Origin of the sequence: Streptomyces sp. NPDC006265, assembly GCF_040613555.1 — a bacterium.
In the GTDB taxonomy this organism is placed as follows: Bacteria; Actinomycetota; Actinomycetes; order Streptomycetales; family Streptomycetaceae; genus Streptomyces.
Genome location: NZ_JBEXSH010001257.1, coordinates 1 through 1915 on the forward strand (window position 1 = coordinate 1; position 1915 = coordinate 1915).

Sequence of the window (1915 nt, forward strand, 5' to 3'; positions counted from 1 at the left end):
CTGGTACTCGGTGACCTCACCGTCCACGCGAGGCGGCACCCAGCTCAGGTCGAGCTGGTAGGCCCCGTCCTCGTGGTGACTCGTCGCCCGGAAGCCGGTGGGGGCGGTGGCGCGGCCGTCGTCCCTGCCCGGTGTGGTGAGGCGGACCGTGGGACTGGCGGGGGAGACGTTGCCGGCCGCGTCCCGGGCCCGGACGGTGAACGCGTAGTCCGTGCCGGGTCGCAGCCCCGTGAGCACGGTGGCGGTCTGGCCCCCGCCCACACTGTGGATCTTCGTGTCTCCCTGCTGGATGTCGTACGACACCACACCCCGGTCGTCCGTCGAGGCGGACCAGGACAGCTGGACCGCGCGGCTTCCGGCCGCCCGGCCGCGGGGCGCCGCCGGGCGGGTCGGCGCGGAGCGGTCGTCCGCGGCGGCCGCGGGCGTCCTCGCGGGCACCCGGCGGCTCGGCGGCCCGACCCGGCCGTCGATGTCCCGCGCCCGTACGGAGAAGACGTACCGCGTGGAGGGCCGGAGCCTGGTGACATCCACCATGTGCTGTGAACCCGGCACTTCCCTGACCTTCGTGGTGCCGCGATACACCTCGTAGTGATCGGCCCGGGCGGTCGCGTTCCACATGACATGCACGCTCGTCGCGCTGCCCGCCGCAGCGGTGACGCCCGTCGGCGCCCCGGGCGCACCAGCGCCGTCCGGTTCCTCCGCTCCGGCCCAGCCGCAGGAGGCGAGCAGAAGGAGAGCCCCGCAGAGCGCCAGGCGGCGCGGGAGGGATGAGGGAGCGGAACGTCGTCGCACGGCACTGCCTCCCGGGGTGGTCGGCCAGCAGGTTCACGGGAATGGTCCGGACCAATATGGCGCTGTTGGCGCGATCACATCAAGAGGGGGTCCGCTGGTCATGGATGCCGCTTCCGTGGGGGCGTCACCCCCGGCCGTGCGTGACCACCCGCAGGAGTTACGTATGCTGAAGCCTCACAGCCGAACTCCTGGCGGACACCGGGGAGTTCGGGCCTGTCGCGCGGAACCGCTGTCGTCGCAGATCCCGCGCCGGCGCGGGTGGCCGGGCCGCCGGAGTCTTACGCGGACTCAGGCGCCCGGCCCCTGTCGGAGGTTGGAGGCGTGCACCGTCCGGCCCCCCAGCGGTGGCCGAGTGATCGCCTCGGGACCAGATTGGGCTGAGTGCCCGTCAGGTCCCCCACGAGAGGCTCCCGTATCGTGCGTGTCCAGTCGCTCACTCTGGCCGTGGCCAGCGCCGCCCTGCTCGCCCCGACGACACCCCCCGCCGCCCACGCCCGGCCCGCGGTGTGGCGCGAAAGCGCCGTGAGCGCCGCCGACCTGCTCGCCAAGGTGCGGGACTGCGCTCCCGTCTCCCGCGGCCGCTACCGCAGCGACAACGGTGCATCCGCGAGCATCCCGGTCTGCGGCACCCGCGACGCCGTGTTCTGGAAGGCCGACCTGGACATCGACTGCGACGGCAGCCCCGGACCCCGCTGCAACCGCCGCACCGACCCGTACTTCGCCGCGAGCACGGCCTACGCCCAGTCCGACGGCCGCCCGTTGAGCGCCGAGCGCCTGCCCTTCATCGTCGTACCCGCGCCGAGCGACCTCTGGGACTACCGGGACCACGGCATCGGCGGCGGTTCGGTGGTGGCCGTCGTGTACCGCGACCGGGTCCAGTACGCGGTCGTCGGCGACACCGGCCCGCAGGGCATCCTCGGGGAGGCCTCCTACGCGACCGCCAAGGCCCTCGGCATCCGCGCCGACCCGCACGGCGGCGGCGCACCCTCCGGTGTCACCTACATCGTCTTCAAGAACGCCAAGGTGTCGCCCATCGAGGACCACGCTGCGGCCGTGGCCGAGGGGGAGCGGGCGGCCAAGCGGTTCGCCGAAGGGGGCGCGGCGGGCGGGAGCTGAGCGGCTG

2 protein-coding genes are annotated in these 1915 nt (G+C 73.9%); one reads left to right on the forward strand and one right to left on the reverse strand.

Features of this window, described 5'->3' with window-relative positions; genetic code table 11:
- On the reverse strand, nt 1-792 hold a 792-nt coding region (locus tag ABZ281_RS47765; RefSeq protein ID WP_356664936.1), incomplete at its 3' end, for a fibronectin type III domain-containing protein.
- A 417-nt stretch (nt 793-1209) separates the two neighbouring features.
- On the opposite strand from ABZ281_RS47765, the gene ABZ281_RS47770 reads away from it, so the two are divergent.
- Nucleotides 1210-1908, forward strand: coding sequence for a glycoside hydrolase family 75 protein (locus tag ABZ281_RS47770; protein WP_356664938.1), 699 nt, complete (start codon nt 1210-1212; stop codon nt 1906-1908).
- Nucleotides 1909-1915: the final 7 nt, after the last annotated feature.